Source organism: Cetobacterium sp. 2G large (assembly GCF_014250655.1).
In the GTDB taxonomy this organism is placed as follows: Bacteria; Fusobacteriota; Fusobacteriia; order Fusobacteriales; family Fusobacteriaceae; genus Cetobacterium_A; species Cetobacterium_A somerae.
This window is the reverse complement of record NZ_JACHTH010000003.1, coordinates 1-18,907: the sequence shown is the minus strand read 5'-3', so window position 1 is coordinate 18,907 and position 18,907 is coordinate 1. Positions and strand designations below refer to the sequence as shown.

Below are 18,907 nucleotides of genomic sequence, written 5' to 3'. Positions count from 1 at the left end.
TTATTCCTCCATTATCCATATATTTTTAAAAATCTCTTGATTTTTGTTACTTCTAACGATTATAGTTGTTCTAAATTTATTAGCTGGGTTATCATATGATTTTGCAATGTAAACCTCTTTATTAGAGGTATCTAATATATTTTTAAGATTCTTTCCATAAAAATCCCAATTAAAAATTATAGAATCTTTAGGTTCAAATTTATTAATCTCTTTTAAATGCTGATATCCATTTTTATCAAAAATAATATTATCATTAGAGAATTTAGCAGATATATCTTTTAATAAAACTTCTGACTCAATATGAAAAATCCAATCTTTAGTTTTATTATCATCTGTGTTAACTCTAAATTCATCAGTGAAACCATTATCATTTAAAATAATATTTCTTTCAAATTGAGATAAAGTATTTAAATATATAGAATTAGATTTTATACTAAAAGAGTTTTGGGTAAAATTTTCAATTTCTCCAGGTTCAATCATTTCATGGGATTTTCCATTTATGATAACTGTATTATGTGAAAGAGACTCTCTATTCCATTCATTACAAATTGTAGAACCATATCCAGGATTAGATAAATCTCTAGTCAAAAATTTTCCATTTATACTAACTTCTATATTCATTTTATCAGGATGAGCATGACTTTTAGTTTGATGTCCTGATTTTGCAAAAATATTAACTTTGTTATTTTTTAAAATAACGTAGCTAGAATTATTAAATTTTTTAGATTTTCCAGGAGATAGACCTTTGTTTGATAAGTTTAAATCTTTAGCAAAAAGTAATCTCTCTAAAGGAATATAGTTTTTATAGTAATAGGGTTTAGATAAAGCTACATCAGTTCTTGGATCTTCATTTTTTTCGATAGTAGCTATCAAATCTAAAATTTTATCACCATAAATTTTATAAGCAATATAATATATGAAGCTATAAGTTTTCAAGCCCAAATTAGGCCATCCATCATTTGGATTTGGCAACATTAAATTATCAAAAGCGTATTCATAAGGTGCTTTTAATATATCTAAAACCTTATCTTTAACTCTATCTTCTATATTGTAGTTATATAATTCTGCAAATAAAAGGAAGTTTACAACTCCTTCAAGAGCAAAATAGTTATAGTGTATGGACCCCTCATACCAAAATCCATCATCAGTAAAACCTTTATCTATTTGATTTTTAATACCAAACTCTCCTGAATATACTTCATTTACTTTTTCGTTATCTCCAGTTAAAAGAGCTACACTGGCAATTGCTGTTCCTATCCAAAGAGCAATATTATGAATTCTAACTCTTTGAGGGTTTAAGAGATTAATAGCTGGTTGAAAAAGATTTTCGTTGATTTTGTCAATCCATTCAGGATCCAATTCGCTTTTTATTAAAGAAAGTGCGTTAGTTATACGGATTAGCATAATAGCTTCATTGAGACCTTGAGGCATTATTTTAGAAGCCCCACCTACATCAATAGTCAAATTATCTACTATCTGCCCTTTTGCTTGGACTTTAAAATTTTTATAATTATCACTATAAAAATTTAAAATAGAGATTATATAGTTGAAAAATTTTTTGTTTTTAGTTTCTTTAAATAAGTAAGCTGCTTTTGTAAGTGAATACATAACATTATATCTGTAAGTATATGTCCAGCACTGATCATATTTTATTCCAGTATAAATTTTGCCACAAACAGAACAAACATGTTCATGAGGTTTTTCATAGTCAAAAATTAATGCTCCTCCATCAATATGACAAAAATAATCATGTCCCCAACCACTAAGTTTTTCAGGTGAGTCAGAAAAATTTTCTAAGAAAAAGTCAATTTCTTTTTCCATATCTTTTTGCATATTTAAAAAATCTTGATTTTTAATATTCATTGGTAATCACCTTTCTTGTAAAAGTTGTTTTTTCTCCCTTATAAAGAGTATTATTTTTATACTCTAAATAAGTGCATTCTGAAGCTAATAAAGTTAAGTTTTCTTTTGTTTTCTTTAAAACCAAAATTTTAGCATCGGTAGAAATATTTTCTATATCTATATTAGTGTTTCTATTAAAATAAAAATATTCATTGTAGTCCTCATTTTCTATAACTACTGTATCTAAATTTTGAGTATGACTGTGAGCAATCTTCAATGAACTATCTTTTAATGCATTTTTTATATCCAAAAGATTTATAAAGGTTATACTTTTCTCAGGAGCTACATTTGATAGTTTAATTGTTTTCATATTAGTTTCTCTAAATTTATCAGGTTCTTGTGTTGTCATAACAGCTTTGACATAAGTATCATAAAATAATTTTGAATTTTCAGTAGGAGTAAATGTATAAATATCCATAGATCCAGGGCCGTTTAAAATTTCAATTTTATTATTATTAAATTCTCCTTTGACATCACTATGAAGTAGCCAAGAGTACGTATGAGGAATATTTGAATCTAACTCATCGATTATATAAAAATATCGTTCTCCTGTGTTTAAAATATGTCTTTTAAACTCTTTCAATTGTAAGAGTTTATCATATGATTTTGCACTTTCTCCTACAGCATATGTAAAATTATTTTCGTTGATAAATGTTTTCATCTCTCCAACATCATTAAACTCAGTTTCTTTCCAAATGTTATTTTGATTTTCAGAGATATAACCACTATTATCTACTAAAATAGTGTTATGTTCGCAAGCTTTAACATCTCTATTGTATCCATCATCAACTGCCAAAAACGATCCATGTCCGTGGATAATAAAACTATTATTATCAGGGTGTTGGTGACTTAATCCTCTAGTTTTCCATCCTAAAGCTTTGTCTAGTTCCCAAGATTTATTCCATTGTTTTTTCCCACCGGGAGCTCCACATTTGAAGGAAAAACTTATTCCATCCTCTTTCCAGTTATTTTTTATAACAACTAGACCTAAATCTTTCCAATATTTAACAAGAGGTAAATCATTAAAATTGGACGTAGCAATTTTAGGATTAAACCAAAGTAGTTCTAACCAAGCTTCGGGTAAAATTCCAGGTTTTATTCCAGATTCATATTGTTCTCTAAATAAGAACTTATCAACTACTAATTTACCTAAATTCTGAGCATAACCGTTATTGTATTCAGATGCTATCTTAAAATATATAGCAGGACTATGTCCACTTCTTCTATCATGACAATCACCAAAATTTATTATTTCTTCTAAGTTTGGAGTGGATTGGTATAATCTATAAAAGAAAGTATTTTTTAAAAAATCTGATTTTTCAAAAAAATCTATATTTTCTCTTTCCTTTAGAAGATGAGCGTATATATAAAGCCATATAACTCCATATCGCCAGTAGACAACTCCTTCATAATCACTACCGTCTTCTGGCATGTATGAAAAAACTTTTGAGAAATTATTTTTTGAGTATTCAATCCATTCATTAGCTAATGGATATTCATCTTTTAAGGCATATCCAGCAGCAGCTAAGCCAGTAAAATTAATCCAGTTATGATTTTGCCAGTAATTTGTACTCCAACCTTCTCCAACTGTTTTTAGAGCAAAATCATACATTCGAGTTCCTTGTAAAATTAATTTATTTTTTAATTGTTTTTTTTCATTGTCATTTAAATCATCTTTCAACCAATCGTAACATAATGCATATCCAAAAAGAAGCCACGAAGCACTCAAATCTACATCAACAAGATGAGCATGCCCCCAGTGAGAGTAGTTAACTCCTGTAAAAATCCATTTTTTAGCGTCTTCTAAATAGTGATTCTGCTTTGTTAACATAAAAGCTAAAGATAAATTTAAGGCTCCCATACTCATAAAGGTAGAGCTTCCTTTAGGATGCTCTTCGGTTAGATTAATTTTTTTGTACAATGAACATTGTTCGTAAAGTCTTTTGAATAAGAATTCTTTTTCTTCTAATATAGATTCTTTTAAATTGGGTAACTTATTTCCTAGAAAAATATATTTTTTAGTGTCCATTACTCTTTAACTCCTCCCATCATAATTCCTTTGTTAAAATATTTTTGTATAAATGGATAGATTATAACAACAGGGATAATAGCAATTACGATAATAGCATAAACTAATGTTTCAGGAGAGTGAGATCCAGATTGTAAGGCTAATTCAGTAGCCTCATCTCCTAAATTCATCTCAACAACCATCTTTTTTAAATAAACTTGAAGAGGGATTTTACTTTCATCTTTTAAAAGCACCATACTCCAAAAGTATCCATTCCATCTGGCTATTGCATAGAATAGAGCGACTGTAGTAAGAGCAGATTTAGAAAGAGGTACATATATTTTAGTCATAATATCAAATTCGGTAGCACCATCAACTCTTGCTGCCTCTTCTAAAGTTTCAGGAATACCTCTTTCAAAATAATTTCTTAATAAAATTATATTGAAAGAGTTACAAGCAAAGGCTATTAAAATACCTAGTCGAGAATTTAAAAGTCCTAAATCTCTTAAATTCAAGTAAAATGGAATCATTCCAGCGCTAAACCACATAGTAAAAGCAATGAACAGATTAAGGAATTTACGCCCGATTAATCTAGGTTTAGATAATGCATAAGCACCTGTAATTGTAAAAACCATACTAATTGCAGTTCCTACTATTGTATAAAAGAAGGTATTTGCATATGAAGTCCATAATAAAGAGTCTGAAAAAATTTGTTTATATGCACTTAAAGTTAATTCTGTTGGGAAAAAGACAACTCTTCCAGAAGCAACTGCTGTCCCAGAACTCAATGATGATGATAAAACATAGATAAATGGATATGTTGTAGAAAAAGCAAATAATCCAAGAAGAATTATATTTATTTTTCCTAATATTTTTTCTGTTTTAGAATAAAAATCTTGCATAATTAATCTCCTCCTACCATAATGAAGTTTCAGTTAATTTTTTACTTAATCTATTTGCTAGAAATACTAAGGTAAAACCTATAATAGCATTGAATAGCCCTGCAGCAGTAGCTATATCATATCGAGCTGATTGTAAACCTGTTCTGTAAATATATGTACTCAAAACATCAGCAGTTTCGTATGTTGCTGGTTGATATAGTAAAAGAATTAACTCATAACCAACATCTAATAGTTTACCAATTCTCATAATAAACATAATAACTATAGTTGGAAGAATTCCAGGTATACTTACATGCCAAATTTGTTGTAGTCTAGAAGCGCCATCTATTCTAGAAGCTTCATATAAAGAAGGGTTTACTCCTGCTAATGCAGCTATATATACAATAGAACCAAAACCAGCTTCTTTCCATATGTTAGTTCCAATATAAATACTTCGAAACCATTCTGGTTTTGTTAAAAAATATGTTTTTTCAAGCCCAATCATTGAAATTAAAATATTTATAATACCGTTTGATGGAGCTAAAAAATTTTTAACTATACCAGCAATTACAACAACTGAAATAAAATGTGGTAAATATGTTAAAGTTTGAACTCCTCTTTTATAAATTTCATTCTTAACTTCGTTAAACATAAGAGCCAGTATTATAGGGATAGGAAATCCAACTATTAAACTAGTGAAGCTAATTAAAAATGTATTTTTTAAACTTCTTAGAAAGTAAGGGCTTCCCATAAATTCTCTAAAGTTATCAAAACCAACCCAAGGACTACCAGAAATACCTCTGAATATAGAGAATTTTTTAAATGCGATTTGTAATCCATACATAGGTTTATATAGGAAAGCGATATACCAGATAATTAGAGGAATAACTAAGGCATAAAGCATCCAATCTTTTTTCAATGTTTTTACAAGTTGTTGAATTTTAGTTAATTTTTTTTTTGTTTCAAGAGATTCATATCTCGGATTGAAATCAGAATCTAGTATTCCGACTCCTTCATTTCTGTTGATATTTTTATATAACTCTTTCGAATTTGTTTCCATAACTACCTCCTTGTTTTGTCGTTCTTAAAGCAATATTACTAAAAATGTGATGTTTTTGTCTATAATTAAGAATTAATCATCTTTTTTTAAACATTTAAAATACAAAAAATGCTAAAAAAATTTAAGAAAATTCTATATTAAAATTTAATTATATACAAAAGATTAAAGTATGGACTAATATATAGTCATAAATTTATTTAGGAGGAAATAGTATATGGAAAAATTTTTTTTTAAAAAAGAAAATATAGAGTATGAGGAATTAGGCTTAGGTGTAAAAAGAAAAATACTTGCTCATGATAAAAATTTAATGATTGTTGAAGTTCACTTTGACAAAGGTTCGGAGGGAGCTATTCATACACACAAGCATGAACAGATAACATATGTTTTAGAAGGAAAGTTTTTATTTACAGTGGGTGAGAAAATAGAAGAAGTTAAAAAAGGCGATTCGATATATATGCCTAAAAATATTTCTCACGGCGCTAAATGTGTGGAAAAAGGTGTTCTGTTAGATATCTTTACTCCTCAAAGAGAGGATTTTTTAAATTAAAAATATTTAAGTAATCTAAGTTTTATGTTTTAAAACTTAGATTTTTTATTATTAATTAATTTTTAATAACCATTTTATTAATTTTATGGACAAAAATAAAATAAAAAGTTAAAATATATTACATAAAATTATTAAAAATGGGGGAAAATGGTTTTGAAAAATAATACTTTAAGAAAAAAAATTTTGAAATGTACTGTGTTTTTAGCTATTTTTACATATTTATTAATATCTTTAAATGGATATCGTGCTTATGTTTATTCAGAAAAAGAAAAAAGAGAGATGCTTATAACCGAGCAAAAATTGTCTATAAATAATAAATTTAAAGGTATAGAGAAATATATATACATATTAAATTCAAGAATAAAGGAAGTTGAAAAATATAATGAAAGTTATCCTATTTTTTTACTTAAACTTCAAAAATTAATAAAAGATATAAGTGTTCTAAATATAGAACAAGGAATTTCTTTAAATGTTTTAAATATAGAAAAAAATCAAGTGATAACATCCTCACAAACATTACCTAAAGATTATTTTTTTGAAGAAATTTTTAATGTTGATCCAAATAATTTTAAATTAAATGAAGTAAATATTCTAGCGGATAATTCTGAAATAGCAATAATAAAATCTTTAGGGAATTCACAGAAATATAAAGTTATTTTAAGAATAGCTAAAAATTTATTTTTTAAAACAAGCAGGGAAGAAAGTAGTTTTTTTATAAAATCAAAGGGGAAATGGATAGGATTAGAAGATAAAGAATTTAAAGAAAAAAATGAGGGGATCATTTTGGATTATAGAGAGTTTGATAATACTAAATTTCTTTTAGTTTTAAAGAGGAATTTCTCTAAAGAAATGATGGGGATATTTAGCTGGTTTATTTTACCAATAATTCCAATATTAGTTATTTATTTAGGTATTTATAAACTGATATTAAAGGTTTTTTATAATCCATTAAAAAAAATAGTTCAAATAAGTAATAAAAATGCCTCTGAAGATATAAATATAATAGACTACTTAGAAAATACTTATTTCGAGATAGAAAAAAGAAATACATTTTTATCAGAGCAGTTAAAAAAGAGCGAAGAAAATTTAAAAGAAGCTATTATAAGAAAAGTTATTTTAGGATTGGGAAGGGTTGAAGATTTATATGAATATTATCCTGATAAAAATAAAAAATTACAATTTGGAATTATAAGTATAACTTCATATGAAGAGAATATAGAAGATTTCTTATACAAAATATCTAAAATAGCAATAACGTTAAAATCAACTTTTGAAATGGAAGTTATTCCAGTGAATAATGGAGAACTTTTTTTTATAAATAAAAATAGTATTATAAAGGAAGAATTAGAAGGAAAAATTTTAGATTTAGAAAATGAGATACAGGGAATTAATATATTTTGCTTTAGAAGTTTAAAAGATTATAGAATAATAGATTTAGAAAATAAATACAAAGAATTTTCAAAAAATATTAATTATAAAGAAAAGTTTATAGCTAAAGTAATAATTGATGAAGATGATTTAAAGAAATTAAATAGCAAATATTCGTATTATTATCCTGTAGATATTGAACAAAAAAGTTTTTTGAGAATAAATAATTTAAACTTACAAGGTGTTTTAATTTTATTTGATGATCTTTTTCAAGAAAATTATGTTAAACGTAGATTAGAAGGGGAAAGTTTAGCTAGATTTAAAAAATCTGTAGTAAATAGTTTGGATAGGATTATAATGCAATTTGAATTATCATATCTTATAGAGAAAGACTTTAAACTTTTTTTTGAGAAAAGAGATACACTTAGCAGTGGAGAATTTAAAAAGCAAACTTTTCAAATTTTAGAAAAAATAGTTCAAAAAGTTAAAATTATAAAAGGTAATAATGATGATTCTATTGAAATGAAAATGAAAAAATTTATAGAGGATAATTATAGTCGAGAGATTTCATTAAATGAATTTGCAGAATATCTTGGATTTACACCTCAATATGCAAGTAATCTTTTTAAAAAAATAAATGGAGAAAATTTTAATATTTTTGTAAATAGATACAGAATAAAAAAATCAATTGAAATATTTAATGAAAATAAATCACAACTAAAGATAAAAGAATTAGCTGAGAAAGTTGGATATACAAGTTCTATAACATATATAAATAATTTTAAAAAAATACATAAAACTTCACCAGGGAAATATTTTGGAGTTTTAGATATCTAGTATTAGATTAAATTTTAATAATAAAAAATTAAAAAACAAAAATAGTATTTAAATTTAAAATTGATACTATTTTTGTTTTTTTAGTTTAAAAATTAAACATTAATTATTAAATATAGACGAGAAATATGTTTAAGTAGTATTATTTATTATCAATTTAACAATGGGGTGGTTTAAATGTTTAGAAAGAAAAATTTAAAAATGTATTTAACTTTATTAATGTTTAGTCTTTTTCAAAATGTTTCAGCTAAAAATTTTGATGCGTATGATCCTGTAGAAAATTCATCAAAAAAAGAGATTAATATTAAAAATATTTTAAAGAAAGATTCAAAGGTATTGCTTGAAAATTTAAATAATATAACAGAAAATGAAGTTTTGGAAATTGAAGATGGAGAATATTCTGATTTAGGCATAATAAATATTTTGAAAGATGGAATAACTATAAGGGCTAAAAATCCAGGAAAAGTAATATTTTCAGGGATAATACAACTTAATTTTTTAGGTAACAATAATACTTTTGAAGGAGTTATTTTTACAAATGGAGGCCCTGCTCAAAATGAAGGAGCAATAGTTTTAAAAGGCAATAATAATATTGTTAAAAATAATACTTTCTATAAATTTAATAAACATAAATATGAAGCAAATGAAAAAGGAGAGTTTAATTCAACTAGATGGATGACAGTTGGTGGAAAAAACAATATAGTTTCAGACAATAGATTTGAAGGAAAATATAAAAGAGGAACACTACTAGTTGTCAATAACTCTCCAGAATATGACAAGCATATTTTGGCAAGAAATATATTTAAAGATCATACTCCAAATTTAGAAGGAGAGTTTAAAGATGAGAAAATGATTAGAATAAACTCCAATGGATGGGAAGCACTTCGAATTGGAGACAGTAAAACATCTTTGTTACCTTCTGGAACTGCTTTAATTTACAATATTTTTGATAATATGGATGGAGAAACTGAGCTTGTATCTGTTAAGGCCTGTGATACAACGCTATTTGGAAATACCGTTATTGAAAGTGCCTCGATGATCTCCTTAAGACATGGTAATAATAGTGTTGTTGAAAATAATGTTATTTTAGGAAATGGAAAAAATATGACAGGTGGAATAAGATTTTATGGTGAAGATCATATTATTAGAAATAATTATATTGAAAATGTCACGGGTGTTGGAAATACAAGAGCAGGAATAGCTTTTAATACAGGGGTAAATAATGTAGCAGAAAATGAAAAGCTAGATAATAAAATAAAAGGGAAAGAATTAAATAAACAGTGGACTCCCAAAAATATTTTATTAGAAAATAATACAGTTATAAATTCAAATCAGAATATAATGTATAGTGATAAAGTTCATAAAGTAAGTCTTTTTGATGATTCTAAAGTAGAAGTTATATATCCAGCTTTAAATATGACATTAAAAAATAATTTATCTTATGCAAACAAAGATGGTAAAAAAGCTTTGGTAGGAGCTGGAGAAGAAAGAAATCCAATTAATACAAAATATATAAATAATATATTTTATGGACCAATAGAAAAGGTAAATAATGCTCTTGAGCTGTCAACTGAAGTAGAAGTGTCATTAGAAAATAAGAATGGAATTTTAGAATTTTCTAAAGAGAATATAGGTGCGAAAAATCTTAAAGTTTTAAAGGAATCTATCATCGGACCAAGTTATATCATAAAATAAATTAAAATAAAGGAGACCAACTATGAAAAATAAAATAAAATTTTTATCAATTTTAAGTTCGTTATTATTAAGTGGTTTGGGAGGAGAAACTATTCTTGCTGAAACAAAAATAAGCGAAAAACCATTGGAGTTAAAAATTCATATGCATTATTGGAATAGAGATGCTTATGATGAAAATAGACTTGTACCTAAGAAAGCAGCTGAACTAACAAATATAAAGCTAAAAGGAGTTGCTCCTAAAACAGGAACTAATACAATGGAATTGTTTTACTTGATGTTAGCATCTGGAGATTTACCAGATATTGTAGGTGGAAATAGTTTAAGAGATGAATTTATGAAATATGGTATGGAGGGAGCTTTTATTCCTTTAAATGATCTTATTAATGAGAATGCTCCAAATATAAAGAAATATTTAGATGAAAATCCAAATGCAAGAAAAGTAATCACTGCAGCAGATGGAAATATTTATTATATACCCTATGCAGCAGATGGAATAGCAGCAAGAGGATATTGGATAAGACAAGATTGGTTAGATAAATTAGATTTAAAGGCACCTGATAATATAGAGGAATTATATGAAGTTTTAAAAGCCTTTAGAGACAAAGATCCAAATGGCAATGGAGTTAAAGATGAGATACCAATGGTATTTAGAAATTGGCAAGAAATGGTAAGGTTAACAACACTTTGGGGAGCAAGAACTGCTGGAACAGATTCTTACTTAACATTTTATGAAAAGGATGGTAAGGTTAGGCATGGATGGACTGAACCAGAGTTTAGAGAAGGAATGAAAAATATAGCTAAGTGGTATCAAGAGAAACTTATTGATCCTGAAGTTTTCACGAGGGGTAATAAAACAAGAGAAATAATGTTTGGTAACAATACTGGAGGTATGACAAGAGATTGGTTTGCTAGTACAGCAACATTAAATAAAACATTAGCTAGTCAAAATCCAGGAATTAATCTTCAACCAATAGCTCCACCTACAGGAGTAACAGGAAAAAAAATAGAAGAAAACTCTAGAACACTTGTAAAACCAGATGGTTGGGCTATAACAGCAGCAAATAAAAATCCAGTTGAAACAATTAAATATTTTGATTTCTTTTTCGATGGTATAGGAAGAAATTTAGCTAATTTTGGAATAGAGGGTATTCATTATGAAATAGTCGATGGAAAACCTATTTTTAAAGAGGAGATACTAAAGGGAAGTAAAGCTGTAAATAGTCAGCTTTTTGAAGTAGGTGCTCAAGTTCCAATAGGATATCGTCAAAATTATGAATATGAAAAGCAATGGACAGATGAGTTAGCCATGAAGGGAGTAAATATGTATATTGAAAATGGATATATTATTCCTGAATATTTACCACCAGCCATGAATGAAGAAGAAAAAAAAGTTTACGATACATATTGGCCAACAATTTCTACTTACATAACAGAATCTGTTCAAAACTGGGTTTTAAAAGGTATGGATATTGATAAAGAGTGGGATGGATATACAAAAAATCTTGAAAAACTTGGATTGAATAAAGTGTTAGATGCTTTTCAATCAGCACATGATAGAGTTAATAAAAAATAAAAAAATGGGGGAAGTTAAATGTCAAAAAAAATCATTTTATTATTAGCAAGTATTTTATCTATAAGCACCTTTGCAGCTACAATTGAAATTGGTTTCGAAAATGAGCAATATGATGACAAGGGAACAAATAACTATAACAGAAGTGATGTATTTATGCCTTATGTTGGTGGAAGCTTTAATCCGATAGAAGGATCAAAATTAAAATTAGATTTTAAGTACATGTATCAAGATCAATATGGAAAAGAAAGAGCTGAAGGAACAAATGCAAGATTTAAAACTCAAAGAGATAGATTTGAGCTATTTGCCAGTGGATATAGTTATAAAAATGGAAATTTTTCTTTGAATCCTAAAGCTGGTTTTAGGTATGAGCAATGGGCTATAAATGACAATAGCACTAGTAATCAAACTAAGAGAAGTTTAGGTTTAAGATTTTATCCAGATATGACATATAAGTTAAGTGATACAACAAATTTATATTTAAGTGGATTCACAGGGCCACTATTTAATGAAACAAAGCAACAATCTAGAAAAGATTCAGGATATAATAGTAAAAATTTAGGAAGCAATAACTATTATGGCGACTGGTATCAAGAGATTCAGTTGCTGGGAATTAGACACACACTTCCTAATAAGGACATGCTATGGGCTTCAATTTATAATGAATACAAGTATCTAGAGCATACCTCAGAATATATACGTTGGCAAATGAGAATAGGATATAACTGGAAGACGACAGATAAATTGGCGATTAATCCATTTGTAAGACAAGACTTATACTATGAAGAAGAGGGAAAAGAGTCAAATTCAGTAAAAGGAAGCAATTATGGATTAAAAAGAGATAAAGATGAGACTAGAGTTGGAACAACTTTTAGTTATAAATTTGATCCAACTTTAACTTTAGTAGGGGAAGTTTATTGGCAATCTGCTAAAAATGTAGCTTATTCAGGAAAGAAATCAGATGATAAAGATAGAATGTTTTATAAACTTGGTTTAAGAAAATCATTCTAAGGGAGATTGGTTATGAAAAAAGTGATACTTTTAATGTATTTAGTTACATTTGGAAGTGTTTTTTCTAAAACTATTTGGGAGCCCCAAATAACAAAAGCTTGGAAAGAAACTTGGAAAGTAATGCCCGATAAAACTTTTGGGATCAAAGAAAACTTATCTATTGAAAATGAAAATGGCGAGTTATTTTTTAGAGTAAAATATCCAAAGGGTAGTGTGAGTTCAAATTATTCTAAAAAATTTGAAAAACCTCTAGGAGGAGCTCAATTTTATACGAATATGGGAATTGAAGGTAAAGATAAATTAGAACTAACTTATGATATAAGATTTTCTGATAATTTTGACTTTGTAAAAGGAGGAAAGCTTCCTGGATTATATGGTGGAGATAGAAATGCTAGTGGGAAAAGAATTCCAACTGAAGATAGTGGGTTTAGTACTAGATATATGTGGAGGCGAGAAGGAAAAGGAGTTATTTATGCTTACCTTCCAACAAGTGAAATGCATGGGACTGATTTAGGTAATTGGAAATTTGAGAAAGGGAAATGGCATAAATTGACTCAAATTATTAAATTAAATACTCCAGATAAAAATGATGGAATAATTGAAGTTTTTTTAGATAAAAGAAAAGTAGCTACCATTGAAAATCTAAGTTTCAGAGTGAGTGAAAAATTAAAGATAGAGGGGTTATTTTTCTCTACATTTTTCGGTGGTTCCGATGAGACGTGGGCTTCAACAGATGATGTATTTGTAGATTTTAAGAATTTTATAGTTTCAGAATAGAATGAGGCTGACTAATAAGGTCAGCTTCTTTTTTTTGAAAATATGTTAAGATATTATAAAAAATATTGATTAGGAGGTGTTCCAATGATAGAAAGCGGAGATTTAAAACCAGCAAATATGATTCCATCAGAGAATGAGCTTTCAAAAAAGTATAGATTTAAATTTATAGCAGAGGGAAATTAAAAGTAAAAATTAAAAGAAAGTGTAGCTAAAAGGGGTATAATAGTACAATATATGTATGTTTAACTTTTGTAAATTGTATATGTACAAAAAAAGTTGAATCACGATTCAAAAATGTGTTATAATATACGTATAAAAATATATATTAAAACCAGAGGCGAGAAAAATGAAGAATTTAAAAAATTATTTTAAGTATTTACCGGTGGCTCTTACAGGTTTAGCTCTAGGTGTTTCTGGAGTCAGCGGCGCAGTTGCAGTAGTACTTAATCCTAAAGCTTTATACATAGGGAACTTTATATCATTAATGTTACTTCTGCCTATAATTATAAAGAACATACTACATTTTGATGTATTTAAAGAGGAACTGAAGCACCCAACACTAGGAAGTTTTATACCTACCTTAGATATGGCTTTAATGAATTTCTCAGTTGTACTTTATGAGTTTTCACCATCTCTAGGAAAAGGGTTATGGCTGTTATGCATACTTTTACATCTAATATTTGGAGCATCATTTATATATCATAGATTTCGTTCTTGGAATATAGAGCATATGGTTCCAAGTTGGTTTGTACCACCAATTGGAATAGTTGTAGCATCAGTTGATTCAGCAGTTATGGGAATGCCACAGTTAGCACAAGCAATATTTTACATAGGTTTTGCTTTTTATGTAGTAATGCTTCCTATGATGTTATATAGAATTATATTTGTTGAAAAGATTGACGATGCAAGACTACCAACTTTTGCAATTATAGCGGCACCACCTAATCTTTGTTTAGCAGGATATTTAGTGGCTTTCAAAACTCCAAATCCAGCAGTAGTAGGATTTTTATTCCCATTAGGAATATTTATGACAGCACTACTTTATATATCAATGGTTAAAATTATAAGACTTAAATTTACACCAGTATATGCGTCATTTACATTCCCATTAGCAATAGGATCTACAGCAATTTTAAAGTATTCAAACTACATTAGAAGTATAGATGAAAGTAGAGGAATTTTCTGGTATAACTTTGGAGTAGCAGCAACAACATTAGCTGTATTCTTTATATCAATTATCTTTGTAAGAATAGTTAGAATAGTTATAAATCAAATAAAAGAGATAAGAGGGAGTTTATAAAACTTCCTCTTTTAATCTATTTTTTTTATCATTTCTTTTTCAAAATCTTTAAATAAATTTATATATTCATTTTTTATTTTATCATATATATCCCATGCTGTTTCTTCATTATAAGTATGAGAAGTTCTATTTCTATTTATCATGAGATTAATCCACTCTGTTGCATCATGTATTATTCCATCTTTAAATCCTTCTCTAAAAGTTTCTCTTGGACTTACAACTTCTATACCTTGATATTCCAAATAACTTTTCATAAGTTTCCAACTTAATTCGTATACAAATTCAAATCTTTGAATAGTTCCATCTAAATATAATTCATCTAAATGTGCATCTTTTTCTAAAGCAATTTCTAATTTTTTTAAAGCTTTTTGAAAATCTTCAAGTTTATATTTCAATTTATTTTCATTCATTAAAATCCCACCTTTCTCATTAGTTTTATATATTAAGATTCCATCAGTTTCTATATTTCTCTTTATATTTTCTCCAATATTCTTAGTATATTCAATTACATCTACAGTATATTTTAAATCTGATTCATAAAAATCATTTCGTATATCATCAATAATATTGTTTACTCTTAGGAATATAGCTAAGTCTATATCTGAGGTTTCTTTATAATCTCCTCTAGATCTAGAACCAAAAATTTTTACCCATTCTATTTTTTCTTTGTACTTTTTCAAAATATCAATAATTTTAAAAAAATCTGTTTCTGATAGACCGTACATTTTTTCCTCCTAAACTTTTTTATTTATTATAACATGTTGGATTAAACAATAAAAAGAGGAAGTTTATAAAACTTCCTCTTTTTGTTATTATATAGCTTTGTCTAAAGTTTCAATAATATTGATACTTCCTTCGATTAAATACTCAGTTGTAGGTAAAAAGTGTATATCTCTATCATGACACTTTGCCCATTTAATATCTCCAGTCCAATAATCATTTAATGTATTTGAGATAGATTTGAAATCAGAGTTTCTAATTTCAGAGATTATATCAGCATTATGCTTAGATAGAGTATAATCTTTGCTAGTATCAATAGATACCTTGTAAATAGTACCTTTCCACCCATACATCTTAGCTGCAGTTAAAAGGTCTGTTAACTTTTCAAAGGCGAACTGTGCTCCACATCTAGATGGTAGCTCAGGAAAGAATTTTAAACGATATTTTTCTAATTCCTGTTCAGCTTCAATGTTAACTAAATCTTCCCTTAAAAAAGTGGGAAATTTATTCAAATCAAAATTTAATATATAGTTAATTTTATCCTCTTTATTTAGAAGATTGTAGTGAAAGTCATCGATAAAGTTAATTAAATAAAGTTGATTACTTATAACCTCGCCAGTATTAGCAATAGTTACTAAAGACATAATTGTACCTCCGCTTGTTTCTTACAAAAAAAAGCTCTTGAATAAGAGCCTTTTCTTGATTTGATTTTTGGAAAATGTTTAAAAATTTCTTATACTTGAATTATAATTCAAATTTCCCAAAAAGTCAAAGCTTTTTTTGAATCGTTAGTCAAAAAAAGTTAAAAATAAAAAAATAATAAGAATAAAAGGGAGTTTTCTACTTATTTTGTATAAAGCATGTAAATTTGTAAGAGGAGTGATGAATATGAAAAAGTATAGATTTCTACTACTTCTTTTAGCTCTACATGGAACAAAAGTTTTTTCTCAAGATAAAGGGCTAATTTTTTGGTCAGACTTTATGTATTTTAAAAACCAAGAGGAAGACTATTATTTAAAAAATGGATCTTTATATTCGAGAAAAGAGATTGAATTACCACCACCAATAAGTCCCCCGATAGAGCCTCCAGTAGAACCCCCAGTAAAACCACCCATAGATCCACCTATAACACCCCCAGTGGAGCAACCAATAAAACCACCAATAGTAGTGCCTCCTATTGTAAAGCCAGTAGAACCCCCAGTGAAGCCTCCTACACCGATTCAACCAATACCAGATCCAATAGTACCAGACCCACCAAAACCAACAGTTGAGAAATATATTTTTTATAATAATGTGTTTTATGAGGGGACTGATTTAAAAACTGGAAGTTCACCATTAGGTGGTGATTTAACAGTAGATATGTCTAATAAAATAGGAATGGGTAGTATAAAAGAAGGATATGTAATAGAAAATGAGAATACAATCTCTCTTAATAAATTACCTGAAATTCAAACTTTAGTGGGAATGCAAGGTTCAAATGGAGGAACTATAATAAATCAAAATAGTGGAGTTATAAATATTGAATCTTATGGTGGAATAGGAATGAGTATATTAAATTCAGGATATGCAGAGAATAATGGAACAATAAATGCAATATTACCAATATCAAATAATACAGTAGCAATTCAACTTCGTAAAAATGGAAATGGTATAAATAATGGAACAATAAATCTGTATAATTCATATACAGTTGGAGCAACAGTTGAAAATGGAAGTTTTATAAATAAAGGTAATATTTTAGGAGCTGCAAGGTATGCTATGGCTACCCTAGGAAGTGGAAGTGTGGAAAATTCATCTACTGGAAATATATCTCTATTAGGAGTTTTTGCAGGAATTTATGTAAGTGGTGGAGGAAGTGGAGTAAATAATGGAGCAATAACAGTTTTAGATGGAAATTCGGCAATGATGACAACAAATGGAAGTATTATAAACAATGGAACAATAACAATGAATACTCCAAGTTATAACAATGGTAACAATACGATGGAAATACCTAGTGGTGCAATGTTTATAAATGGATTTGGAACAGCTATTAACTCGGAGTCAGGAGTTATAAATATAGGAACACCAACTAGTTTAATGAGGGCAACTAATGCAATGACAGGAGAGGGGGCTGTAGTTTTAGAAAATAGTGGAACAATAAATATGTATACTAATACTGTAACTCCTGGTTCAATATTAACGACAGATTTTGCTTATTTTTTAACTGAAGGAGCTATTGGTAAAAATATGCCAACTGGAGTTATAAATTTAGGTGAATATGGAATGGTTAATTATGGAGGAACTGTATATAACTGGGGAGTTATAAATAAAGAGGAGACTAATACTCAAAGCCTATCTTATAATGGAAAGTTGGTTATGGAAAGTGGTGGAAGTATAAATACTTCTAAATCTCAAATGTTAGAAACAATTGCAATAGGAAGAAGTTATGTGGGAAATCACTATGTAGATTCAGGAGTTTTAAATTTACACTCTTCAATTACAAGTAATTTTAAAGAGATAAAAAGTAATAGTAAACTATATGAAGTGATTGAAAATAATGGAGTTTATGAGTTTAAAAGAAATAGGTTTGAGATATTAACAGATGATGTTTTGGCAAAGTATTTAGAAGATATTTATTACGACTCGAATAACTCTACAAAAAATGAACTTTTTGATATACTTACATCTTCAGAAAGTGGATCACAATTTGAGTGGTATTTAGATGAAATCTTTGGTAGAGGTTATTTTCCATCTTTAATGTATCAAACAAATGATGCTATTGTATTTACAAATGAAACTATTTTAAATCAAATATCCGAAAAGACTCAAGCAACAAATAAAGAGAGCTATATTTTTGGTTACTCTTTTGAAAAAATGAAAAAAGATGTATACGAAAATATATTAGGATATACAGATGAGTTAAATAGTTTCTTTATAGGAAAAAACTATCCAATAAAAGAGAGCTTAAGCTCTGGATGGATTTTAAGTTATACTCGATTGGATTCTAAATTTAAAGATAATAAAGGAAAAAGAGAGGACAATATGTTCCAAGGAACAGGGTATTTAAACTACAATAAAGATACTGTAAATGCTTTTGGAAGCTTCTTTGCAGGATATTCTAAAGGAAACTTAGATAGAAATGTTCAATTAGGTTATTTAGATTATAACGAAGATTTCACAGATATAAGTTTTGAAAGTCTAAATGAAAGTTTAAGTTCAGATATTAAAAACTATTATGTAGGAGCTTTAGGA

General features: G+C 27.7%; 14 protein-coding genes. 8 read left to right on the top strand and 6 right to left on the bottom strand.

Annotated elements, in window-relative coordinates:
* Genes H5J23_RS01395 through H5J23_RS01380 form a run of 4 tightly spaced genes read right to left on the bottom strand, consistent with a single transcriptional unit; the run spans position 1 to position 5,851 of the window.
* A complete protein-coding gene (locus H5J23_RS01395; protein ID WP_185890584.1) occupies positions 1–1,863 on the bottom strand; it encodes a heparinase II/III family protein in 1,863 nt (620 codons plus the stop codon).
* A complete protein-coding gene (locus H5J23_RS01390) occupies positions 1,853–3,931 on the bottom strand; it encodes a DUF4962 domain-containing protein (protein ID WP_185890582.1) in 2,079 nt (692 codons plus the stop codon). Before H5J23_RS01390 ends, H5J23_RS01395 begins: the two co-directional genes overlap by 11 nt.
* A complete protein-coding gene (locus H5J23_RS01385) occupies positions 3,931–4,812 on the bottom strand; it encodes a carbohydrate ABC transporter permease (protein WP_185890580.1) in 882 nt (293 codons plus the stop codon). The genes H5J23_RS01390 and H5J23_RS01385 overlap by 1 nt, the downstream gene beginning before the upstream one ends.
* Positions 4,813–4,825: 13 nt before the next feature.
* Entirely contained in the window at positions 4,826–5,851 is a 1,026-nt protein-coding gene (locus H5J23_RS01380; protein WP_185890579.1) for a sugar ABC transporter permease, read from the bottom strand.
* Positions 5,852–6,065: 214 nt separating this feature from the next.
* Here H5J23_RS01380 and H5J23_RS01375 point away from each other — a divergent pair, with 214 nt between their 5' ends.
* From H5J23_RS01375 to H5J23_RS01345, 7 genes are all read left to right on the top strand, one after another.
* Entirely contained in the window at positions 6,066–6,398 is a 333-nt protein-coding gene (locus H5J23_RS01375; protein ID WP_185890577.1) for a cupin domain-containing protein, read from the top strand.
* A 153-nt stretch (positions 6,399–6,551) separates the two neighbouring features.
* On the top strand, positions 6,552–8,603 hold the full coding sequence (locus tag H5J23_RS01370) for an AraC family transcriptional regulator (RefSeq protein ID WP_185890575.1): 2,052 nt from the start codon (positions 6,552–6,554) through the stop codon (positions 8,601–8,603).
* Between the two features lie 174 nt (positions 8,604–8,777).
* Entirely contained in the window at positions 8,778–10,295 is a 1,518-nt protein-coding gene (locus H5J23_RS01365; RefSeq protein ID WP_185890573.1) for a polysaccharide lyase 6 family protein, read from the top strand.
* Positions 10,296–10,317: 22 nt separating this feature from the next.
* Positions 10,318–11,868: an extracellular solute-binding protein gene (locus tag H5J23_RS01360; RefSeq protein ID WP_185890571.1), complete on the top strand. Its 1,551-nt coding sequence runs from the start codon at positions 10,318–10,320 to the stop codon at positions 11,866–11,868.
* A gap of 18 nt (positions 11,869–11,886) precedes the next feature.
* Positions 11,887–12,876: a hypothetical protein gene (locus tag H5J23_RS01355; RefSeq protein ID WP_185890569.1), complete on the top strand. Its 990-nt coding sequence runs from the start codon at positions 11,887–11,889 to the stop codon at positions 12,874–12,876.
* Between the two features lie 12 nt (positions 12,877–12,888).
* Positions 12,889–13,653 (top strand): polysaccharide lyase, encoded by a 765-nt coding sequence (locus tag H5J23_RS01350; protein WP_221892774.1) that lies wholly within the window; start codon positions 12,889–12,891, stop codon positions 13,651–13,653.
* 346 nt (positions 13,654–13,999) lie between these two features.
* Positions 14,000–14,953, top strand: a complete 954-nt coding sequence (locus H5J23_RS01345) for a TDT family transporter (protein WP_185890567.1) — start codon at positions 14,000–14,002, stop codon at positions 14,951–14,953.
* A gap of 11 nt (positions 14,954–14,964) precedes the next feature.
* Here the strand turns inward: H5J23_RS01345 and H5J23_RS01340 are convergent, their stop codons facing one another.
* Complete coding sequence (locus H5J23_RS01340; RefSeq protein WP_185890565.1) at positions 14,965–15,678, bottom strand: HI0074 family nucleotidyltransferase substrate-binding subunit; 714 nt, start codon at positions 15,676–15,678, stop codon at positions 14,965–14,967.
* An 87-nt stretch (positions 15,679–15,765) separates the two neighbouring features.
* The gene (locus tag H5J23_RS01335) at positions 15,766–16,317 is read right to left on the bottom strand and encodes a hypothetical protein (RefSeq protein WP_185890563.1); all 552 of its coding nucleotides are present in this window, start codon (positions 16,315–16,317) and stop codon (positions 15,766–15,768) included.
* A gap of 244 nt (positions 16,318–16,561) precedes the next feature.
* Between H5J23_RS01335 and H5J23_RS14280 the strand changes: the two genes are divergently transcribed.
* On the top strand, positions 16,562–18,907 hold a 2,346-nt coding region (locus H5J23_RS14280; protein ID WP_185890561.1), incomplete at its 3' end, for an autotransporter domain-containing protein.